7 protein-coding genes are annotated in these 9635 nt (G+C 73.0%); 1 reads left to right on the forward strand and 6 read right to left on the reverse strand.

The features are described from left to right. Positions 1-25: 25 nt before the first annotated feature. Complete coding sequence (locus ACLBYB_RS17265) at positions 26-919, forward strand: LysR family transcriptional regulator (protein WP_447699488.1); 894 nt, start codon at positions 26-28, stop codon at positions 917-919. Positions 920-924: 5 nt separating this feature from the next. On the opposite strand, the gene ACLBYB_RS17270 is transcribed toward ACLBYB_RS17265, so the two are convergent. From ACLBYB_RS17270 to infB, 6 genes are all read right to left on the reverse strand, one after another. After that, entirely contained in the window at positions 925-1518 is a 594-nt protein-coding gene (locus ACLBYB_RS17270) for a biliverdin-producing heme oxygenase (protein ID WP_447699489.1), read from the reverse strand. Next, positions 1515-4127: a histidine kinase dimerization/phosphoacceptor domain -containing protein gene (locus tag ACLBYB_RS17275; protein ID WP_447699490.1), complete on the reverse strand. Its 2613-nt coding sequence runs from the start codon at positions 4125-4127 to the stop codon at positions 1515-1517. Before ACLBYB_RS17275 ends, ACLBYB_RS17270 begins: the two co-directional genes overlap by 4 nt. A gap of 84 nt (positions 4128-4211) precedes the next feature. Then, entirely contained in the window at positions 4212-5597 is a 1386-nt protein-coding gene (locus ACLBYB_RS17280) for a dihydrolipoyl dehydrogenase (RefSeq protein WP_447699502.1), read from the reverse strand. Positions 5598-5725: 128 nt separating this feature from the next. After that, the gene (truB, locus tag ACLBYB_RS17285) at positions 5726-6742 is read right to left on the reverse strand and encodes a tRNA pseudouridine(55) synthase TruB (RefSeq protein WP_447699491.1); all 1017 of its coding nucleotides are present in this window, start codon (positions 6740-6742) and stop codon (positions 5726-5728) included. Positions 6743-6808: 66 nt separating this feature from the next. Beyond that, on the reverse strand, positions 6809-7237 hold the full coding sequence (gene rbfA / locus ACLBYB_RS17290) for a 30S ribosome-binding factor RbfA (RefSeq protein WP_020092715.1): 429 nt from the start codon (positions 7235-7237) through the stop codon (positions 6809-6811). 104 nt (positions 7238-7341) lie between these two features. Continuing rightward, the coding region (gene infB, locus ACLBYB_RS17295) for a translation initiation factor IF-2 (protein WP_447699492.1) at positions 7342-9635 on the reverse strand (2294 nt) is incomplete at its 5' end.

Here is a 9635-nt window from a genome sequence, read left to right on the forward strand (position 1 = left end):
TGACCCGCGTCCATGCAGTTTCGGCATGATGGACCCCGCACATCTCGACCTCTTCCGCGCCGTGATGCGCCACGGCGGCATGACGCGGGCCGCCGAGGTCCTGGGCATCGGGCAGCCCCATATCAGCCGCGCCATCGCGCAGCTGGAGGCGGCCCTCGGCTTCGCGCTGTTCGTGCGCGGGCACGGCAACGCGTTCCCGACCCCGGAGGGCGAGGCCTTCGCCCAGGAGGTCGCGCAGACCTACGCGGGCCTCGATCACCTGCAGCAGGCCGCGCGCCGGATCCGCGAGCGCGGCACCGGCGGATTGCGCGTCGCCTGCCAGCCCTCCCTGGCCGCCGGATTGCTGCCGCGCGCCATTCGCCGCCTCGACGCGGAATGCCCGGATCTGCGCATCTCGGTCCACGTCCCCAGCCCCGACACGATCTGGTCGTGGACCGCCTCGGGCCAGTGTGACCTCGGCCTCGCCCGGCCGCGCTCCGGCCATGCCGGGGTGAGCGCCGAGCCGTTCCTGCGGGTCGCGGCCGTGTGCGCGCTGCCCCGCGGGCACGCCCTGGCCCGCCGGCGCGTCGTCACGGCGGCGGATCTCGCCGGGGTGCCGCTGATCGCGGCCGGGTCGAGCCCCGTGCAGGCGGCCACCGAGGCGGCCTTCGCGAGCGCCGGCGCGGTACCGCGCTTCGCCCTGATGGCCGAGTACACGGCGGCCCGCTGCGGCCTCGTCGCCGAGGGACTCGGCGCCGCCATCGTCGATCCGGTCCCGGCACGGGCGCTCGGCGGGCTGCCCATCGTGCTGCGGCCGTTCCGGCCCGAGATTCCCATCGAGACGCTGCTGCTCCGGCCGGCGGGCCGGCCACCGGGGCGGCTCGTCGAGCGGCTGATGCTCCATCTGGCGGCGGAGCGCGACGCCCTCGGCGCCGCCTGAGCGGCTCAGGCGGCGGCCGGCAGCTCCGGGACCGGGCAGAGCCACGCGCGCATCGCCGCGAAGGTCGACACGGCCGCGCCGGTGAGCGCGGCCTCCGCGGCCGGGTCGTCGCCGAACGCGTCCAGGCGCGTGCGGAAGGCGGCCCACATCGCCCCCGCGGCGGGCCCGTGCGCCCGGTAATAGGCGAGCCCCGCGTCGGAGAAGCCGTGCAGGCCGGCGATGTGGCGGCCGATCAGCTGCCCGCCGAGGGTCGATCCCTCCAGCACGTAGAGCGCGCCCGTGGCGGCGGCCGGCCCGCGGAAAACCGGGACGGCCGGTCTCGGGAGCGCCGCGACCGCGCCGGGCTGGAGGCCGAGATGGACGAGGTCGGCCGCGAGGAGCGCGAGTCGGCGGCGCGGAGCCAGGAACGGCTCGTCGGTGAGCCCGGACCCGATGGCCGATTCCCAGACCGCGTGGAAGCCGTAGAGGCGTCCCAGCAGCTCCCGGTAGCCGCCAAGCGTCGCCACCCGCGCCTGCCAGTCGAGGGACGCCTCCAGCGCCCGGTGGGCCGGATCGGTCGCGGCGCGCAGCCGCGCGTGCAGGCCTTCGCGGGATCTCACGCGGTGATCGTGAAGCAGGCGCCGGGATTGTTGGCGACGGTGAGCTTGGCGTTGATCTGGTCGAGCATCGCCCGGATCAGCTTCATGCCCAGGCCGGAGCCCTTGCTCCGCGCCTTGGCGTCCGCCCAGTCGTCGGGCAGGCCGGCCCCGTCGTCGCAGACGCGCAGCTGGATCTCGCCCGGGCCGGAGGCCGAGACGCTGACCTCGACGCGGCCGATGCCCGCCGGATTGGCCGCGTATTTGAAGGCGTTGGTGACGAGTTCCGTGGCGATCAGCGAGAGCGCCACGGCCTTGCGGTAGGGCACCATCAGGCCGGGCTCCGCCGACAGGTCGACCGCGTGCCCGTCGCCGGCCAGCCCCGCGAGGTCGTTGCACAGGCTCTCGATGGTCTGGCCGAGATCGACCTCGTCGAACCGATCCGCCTGGTACAGGCTGTCGTGCACCCGCGCGACGCTCATCACCCGCGCGGAGGTGTCGGCGAAGGCCTGCCGGGCCTCGCCGTCGGCGATCTGACGCCGCTGCATCTGCAGGAAGGCCGAGACGATCTGCAGAGAATTCTTGACCCGGTGGTCGATCTCCCGCGTGAGCAGGTCCTTCTGCTCGAGCAGGCGCTCCTTCTCGGCGAGCAGGCCGGTGAGCTCGTCGATCTTGCGCCGCTGGCGCAGCACCACGCCCTCGACCGCCTCGGCCAGGGAGCCGGCGAGCTGGACCTGCCATTCCGCGAACGGCGCGGCGAAGCCGGTGCGCTCCTCGACCCAGCGCTCGAACGAGCGGCGGGGCAGCACCGCCACGGGACCGCTTCCGGCGAGCACGGGCTTGCGCGGGTCGCCACCCCACGTGACCGTGCTGGGCACCTCGGGCCGGAACCACACCAGCAGGTTCTCGCGCGAATCGTCCACGAAGGCCGCGAGCAGGCCGCTGGCGATCTCGCGATGCGGCCCGGCCTCCGGGAAGTCGGCGCCGAAGCTGTCGCTGCTGTAGACGACCTCGCCCTCCGGCACGCGCGCCCGCAGCCAGCTGGCGATCGCCGCCACCGTCTCGGCCGGCGGGGTCCGGCCGATCAGCGTGACCCGCTCGCCCGAGACGATGCCGGCGCCGGTGGCGCTGAACAGGTCGAGCAGCGTCGTCGTCCCGGCCGTCAGGGCGGCTACGAAGTCGTCGGATCGCGTCAGGCCGCGCACGAGGCGCCCCTCGACGTCGAGATGCGCCTGCCGCTCGGCCCAGAGGCGGCGCGACTCGATCTCCTGCACCCGCATGGCGAAGGCGTCCGTGAGCACCGTGGCGGCCGCGCGCGTCTCCGGCGTGACGTAGTGCGGGCGGCGGTGGTGGCCGATCATCAGGCCCCACAGCCGCCCCTCGACCATGATCGAGATCGACATGGACCCGTTCACGCCGAGGTTGCGCTGGTACTCCAGGTGGATCGGCGAGAGCGTGCGGTGCTGGGCGAAGGTCAGGTCGATCGGGCCGTTGCCGGCGCCAGGGGCCGAGACCAGCCCGACCGGGACGCTGTCACGGTCGATGACGAAGCGGCTCTTGGCCTTGGTGTAGAGGGCCCGGGCCTGGGCGGGAATGTCGGAGGCGGGGAAACGCAGGCCCAGCAGGCTGCGCGACCAGCCCGGCACCTTGTCCTCGGCCACGGCCTCGCCGTTCCAGTCCGGGTCGAAGCGGTAGACCAGCACCGCCTCGAAGCCGGTCAGGGCCCGGATCTCGAGAGCCGCGATCCGGGCGGCCTCGGCCAGGGTCCCGGCCTCGCGCAGGCGACCGACGGCCAGCTCGGTATCGACCTGGCTCGCCGTGGCGAAATCGTCGGCCGAGTCCGGCTCGAGCTCCATCTCGACGATGACGCGGCCGGCATGGGCGTGGACGACGGCGTGATAGGCGCCGCGATCCGGGAAGGTCAGGGTCCGGCGCATGGAGGCGCCGTCCTCGAGGGTCCCGCTCGCGAGCCGCGCGCGGATCGCCGCGACGACCTCCGCCGGCAGCACGTCCGCCAGGGGCCGGCCCGCCAGCGGCGGCTCGATGGGGTCGATGATCTCGCCGACATTGGCCGAGTAGGCCGCGACCAGGAGGGTTCCGGCATCGGCCGCGAGCATCACGGCGTTGGGCTGGATCGAGCCCGGGATGTGGATCGGCTCGCGCTCGCAGAGGCTGGCATCCACCGGCTCGGCGCGCACCCGCCGGCCGATCGCCGCCATCACGGCCTCGCGCGACAGGTCGGCGCCGAGGCTCTCGACGGGATCGATAGTCAGCCACGTCACCGGGCGCGTGCCGCCGATCTGGCCGTGACGCATGTGGATCCGGGCCCGGAGCGGCTGCGGTAGCCGGCCGAAGACATAGTCGAAGGTCTCGTCCAGGGCGCCGCGGCGCGCCCCCGCCAGGAACCGGCCGCGGAAGCTCGGCACGTTGGTGCCCGGCATCACGTCGCGGAAATAGTCGCGCCCGAGGACGGCCTCGCGCGACAGCCCGGAGATCGCGCTCGCGCCCTCGCTGAAGGCCACGACGGTGCCGGCCGCATCGAGCCCGATCACGCCCTGGTCCAGGCGGTCGAGCGCGTCCGGCGCGATGACGTCGAGATCGACGTCCGTATCGGGGGCCTGGCTGGGCGGCATCAGGAGCGAAACCGGCTCATTCAGACCGGTATGGCGACCGAAATGGCCGAGCGCAATGCTAGTGATGTCAGCAAGATCAACGCCTCAGCTTCTCTGTATGATCTTAGACATAATACTGATAAGCCCTTCTTCAACCGTAGGATGGTATACCGGGCGATCGTGCACGGCCTGGGCCGTCTGCTTGTCGGCGACGGCGTACGTGAGCAGGTGCGCGAGGTGTTCCACGGCCGGCCCGAGCATCTCGCCCCCGAGCAGTCGCCCGGACCGATCGGCCCAGATCCGCATGCCGCCGCGGTTCAGTCCCTCCACGCGGGCGCGCCCCTGGTCGGAGAAATCCAGGGCGCCGACGATCCGTCGATCGTCCTCCGGGTCGTAGGGCGCGCCGATCACCGCCGCCTGGGGATGGGTGAAGACCATCGCGAGGCTCGTCCACGGCTCCGGCGTCGCGACCGGGCGGCCCGCCACGAGGGCGGCCGCGTTGGCGCCCGCGATCGCGCCCTGGCGGCTCGCCTCGTGCAGCACCGGTCGCCAGCCGTCGACGTCGCCGGCGATCAGGATCGGTGCCCCGGCGCAGACGAGGCTGCGCCGGTCGAAGTCCGGCACGCCCGTCTCGCCGATTCGAAGGCCGGTCGCCTCCAGCCCGAGGGGCTCCAGGTTCGGAGAACGGCCGGTGGCGGCCAGCACCCGCGCCGCCCGCGTGACCTGGTCGCGACCGTGGCGGTCGATCCAGCCGAGACGCACGCCGTCGCTGTCCGCAACGGCGTCCCGAACCTCGGCGCCGAGGTGAAGATCCATCTCCGAACCGAAGATCGCGGCGGCCTGCCGGGCGAGGTCGGGCTCGGTCAGGCCGGCGACGGTGTCGCCCGCGTCGATGACCGTGACGGCGACGCCGAGCCGGGCCATGGCCTGGGCGATCTCGATCCCGACGGCACCGGCCCCGAGAACGGCCAGCGAGGCCGGGAGATCGGGGATCTCGAAGAGCGTGTCGGTGGTGAGGACGTCCGCCCCGAGGCCCCGCAGGGGCTCCGGGACGATCGGGCTCGAGCCCGTGGCGATGACCGCGGCCCGGAAGCGGATCCGGATCGCGTCGTCGATCAGAAGGGTGCGGTCGCTCTCGAACCGCGCCGTGCCGCCGAGGCGCTCGTCTTCGGGGAGATCGTCGAGACCTTCGAGGACGCTGCCGACGAACCGGTCGCGCTCTTCGCGGAGGCGCCGCAGCACGGCGGGCCCGTCCACCGCGACGTCCGGAACCCGGATGCCGAACAGGTCGGCGGTGCGGGCCGCGTGGGCGGCGGTGCCCGCGGCAATCAGGAGTTTCGAGGGCATGCAGCCGACCCGCGCGCAGGTCGTGCCGCCGGGCCCGCGCTCGATCAGGACCGACCGCGCCCCCGCCGCCGTCGCGGCGCGATGGGCCGCGATTCCGGCGGTCCCGGCACCGATCACCGCCACGTCGTAGTCGAGTTCGCGCATCAGCATTCCGGACCGTCCGCCGGGGCCAAAGCGTCACGGCCCAGGTTCGTTCCGCCTGCGCGCTCTCGTCTCAGCCCGGCCTGGACCGGCCGGGGCTCCGCGCGCTCCGGCGGCGCGGAGCCGGCGTGTCAGGCGCTGCGGCCAGGGGCCGTGCCGCCGAGATGGAACACCCGGTGCGGGACCAGCTCGCCGCGCTCCACGTCGCCCACGGCGACCAGGATCCCGGCGCAGGTCGCGAAGGCCTTGCCCTCCACCGGGGCGTCGCGGCCCCGCAGGATGACCGACTGCCCCCGCATCAGGCGCAGGCCCAGATCGCGCGACACCGCGACCTCCGGGATGGCGTCGAGGGCCGTCTCCACCGGTCGCAGGTAGGCGAGGGCCGCCTCGGGGCTGCCGTCGGTCAGGGCCGAGACCGGGCAGGCCTCGGCTTCCGAGAAGGGTCCGACGCGGGTCCGGCGCAGGGCGGCCACGTGGCCGTAGCAGCCGAGCATCCGGCCGAGATCGCGGGCCAGGGCCCGCACGTAGGTGCCCTTGCCGCACTCGGCCTCGATGACGGTGCGCTCGCCGTCGTGCTCGACGACGGCGAGCCGGTCGATCTGCACCGGCCGGGCGACCAGCTCCACGGTCTCGCCCTCGCGGGCGAGGTCGTAGGCGCGCTCGCCCTGGATCTTGATGGCCGAGTAGCGCGGCGGCACCTGCTCGATCGCGCCCACGAAGGCCGGCAGCGCCGCCTCGACCGCCGCCCGGTCCGGGCGGGCGTCGCTCGTCGCGACGGGACGCCCCTCGGCATCGTCGGTGTCGGTCTCGATGCCCCACTGGACGGTGAACCGGTAGGCCTTGCGGCCGTCCATCACGAACGGGACGGTCTTGGTCGCCTCGCCGAGGGCGATCGGCAGGATGCCGGAGGCCAGCGGGTCGAGGGTGCCGGCGTGGCCGGCCTTCTTGGCGTTGAAGGCGCGCTTCACCACCGCGACCGCGTGGGTCGAGGTCATGCCGACATGCTTGTCGAGGATCACCCAGCCCGAGACGTCCCGGCGCTTCGGCCGGTCCGGACGCGGCCCGCGCTGCGGTCGGCGCCCCTCCGGCCCGCGGCGCTCAGCGCTCGGCGGGGGAGCCTGGCGCTCGGCCGGCGGAAAATCTTCCATGGAAACCGTCATGTCCGCGTGTCTCCCGGGGTCGATGCCCCGTCCCTTTCTGCTTGGTATCGGGACTCAATGCCCCGTCCCGGTCTCCGGTTCGTCGTCCTCGGGCCCGGACTCGAGGTCCCGCTGGACCCGCTCGTCCCGCAGCAGCCGGTCGATGCGCGCGGCCTCGTCGAAGGTCTCGTCCCGCCGGAACCGCAGTTCCGGCGCGAATTTCAGGTTCACCCGCCGGGCCACTTCCTGGCGCAGCACCTTCCGGTGGCGCTCCAGGGCGGCGATCACCGGCGCCTCGTCGAGGCCGCCGAGCGGCATCACGTAGGCCGTGGCGAGCTTCAGGTCCGGCGACATCCGCACCTCCGGCACGGTCACGACATGCGTGCCGAGCACCGGATCCTGGATATCGCCGCGCTGGAGCACCTCGGCCAGCGCGTGGCGCACGAGTTCGGCCACGCGCTGCTGGCGCTGCGAGGGGCCGGTGGAGGTCGGTTTCTGGGCCATTCTGTCTCGGGCCGGCCCGCCGGAGCGGACGGCGCACGTCCTGAAAAAAGAAAAGACGGCCGCGGCAGGTGCCGCGGCCGCCCTGTCCGGATGAGTCCGGAGCGTCAGAGGGTGCGGCGGATCTCCTCGACCCGGTAGCACTCGATCACGTCGCCCGCGCGCATGTTCTCGAAGTTCTCGAAGGCCATGCCGCACTCCTGACCGGAGGTGACTTCCTTCGCGTCGTCCTTGAAGCGCTTGAGCGTCTTGAGCTTGCCCTCGTGGATCACGACGCTGTCGCGGATGAGGCGGACATGCGCGCCGCGCTCCACGATGCCGTCGGTGACGCGGCAACCCGCGACCTTGCCGACCTTGGAGACCTCGAAGACCTCCTGGATCGTCGCCTCGCCCAGGCGCTCCTCGCGGAGCGTCGGCGGCAGCATCCCCGACAGCGTGGCTTTGATGTCGTCCACGAGGTCGTAGATGATGTTGTAGTAGCGGATCTCGATGCCCGCCCGCTCGGCGGCCTCGCGGGCCTCCTTGTGGGCGCGCACGTTGAAGCCGATGACGACGGCCTTCGACGCCTGCGCCAGGGTGATGTCCGACTCGGTGATGCCGCCGACGCCGGCCAGGAGGATGCGGGCCGCGACCTCGTCGTTGCCGAGCTTCTCCAGGGCGCCCGAGATCGCCTCGACCGAGCCCTGCACGTCGCCCTTGATGACGACCGGCAGCTCCTTGCGGCCGGCGCCTTCCTTGAGGTCGCGCATCATGTCGACCAGCGAGCGGTTGGCACCGCCGGTCCGCGCGTTCTGGCGCTCCCGCTTCTGGCGGGCGCGGTACTCGGTGACCTCGCGGGCGCGGGCCTCGTTCGGCACCACGATCACGCGGTCGCCGGCATCCGGCGTGCCGTTGAAGCCCAGCACCTCCACCGGCACCGACGGCCCGGCGTACTGCACGTTCTCGCCGAGATCGTCGATCAGGGCGCGCACGCGGCCCCACTCGGCGCCCGCGACGACGATGTCGCCGGTGAACAGGGTGCCGCGCTGGACCAGGACCGTGGCCACGGGGCCGCGGCCGCGGTCGAGCTGGGCCTCGATGACCGTGCCCTCGCCGTCGCGCTTCTCGTTCGCGCGCAGGTTCATGATCTCGGCCTGGATCTGGATGCCCTCCAGGAGCTGCGGCAGGCCGGCGCCGGTCTTGGCCGAGACCTCGAACTCGAGGGTCTCACCGCCCATCGACTCGACCTGGATGTCGTGCTGCAGCAGTTCCGTGCGGACCCGCTCCGGCTTGGCATCCGGCTTGTCGATCTTGTTGACCGCGATGATCATCGGGACACCGGCCGCCTTGGCGTGCTGGATGGCCTCGATGGTCTGGGGCATCACGCCGTCGTCGGCCGCCACCACGATCACCACGATATCGGTGACCTTGGCGCCGCGGGCGCGCATCGACGTGAACGCCGCGTGGCCCGGGGTGTCGATGAAGGTGATCATGTCGCCGGAGGGCGACGCGACCTGGTAGGCGCCGATGTGCTGGGTGATGCCGCCGGCCTCGCCCTCGACCACGTTCTCCTTGCGGATCGCGTCGAGCAGCGACGTCTTGCCGTGGTCGACGTGGCCCATGATGGTGACCACCGGCGGACGGGGATCGAGATCCTCCTCCAGATCCGGCTCGTCGGAGGAGAGGCCCTCCTCGACGTCGGACTCGGCGACGCGGCGCACCGTGTGGCCGAGTTCCTCGGCGATGAGCTGGGCGGTGTCCGAGTCGATCACGTCGGTGATCTTGTGGATCTGGCCCTGCTTCATCAGCAGACGGATCACGTCCACGGCCCGCTCCGACATGCGGTTGGCGAGTTCCTGGATGGAGATCGTCTCGGGGATCGTCACCTCGCGGGACAGCTTCTCCTTCTGCTCCACGTGGCCGCGGCCGCTCATGCGCTGCTGGCGGCGGCGGAACGAGGCGACGGAGCGCGTGCGCTCGTCCTCGCCCGAGGTCGCGTTGGCGATGGTCAGGCGGCCGCGGTTGCGGTCGCCGCCCGGGGATTTCGGGGTCTTCGGCGGCGCGATGATCTTGAGCGGCATGCCGGGACGGCGGATCACCCGCTTGGTCTCGGACTCGTCCTCGTTGGTCTGGGCACCGCGACCGGCGGGGCGCGCCGCGGCCCCCGCGCCGGCGGGACGCGCGGCGGTCGCCGGCGTCGCGCTCTTCTCGGGCTCGGGCGCCGGAGCCGGACGGGCCATGAAATTGAGGTCGCGCGGCTTGCGCGAGTCGGCCGTGATGGTCTTGCGCGGCTCGCCCGTGGAGGGGCGCGGCGTCAGCGGCGGGCGCGGAGCGGCCGGAGCCGCGGCGGAGGCAGCCGGGCGCGCGGCGGCCGGACGGGCCGCCTCGGGCTGACGGGCCGGCGCTGCCGCGGGGCGCGCCG

It is taken from the genome of Methylobacterium sp. D54C, from assembly GCF_053345595.1.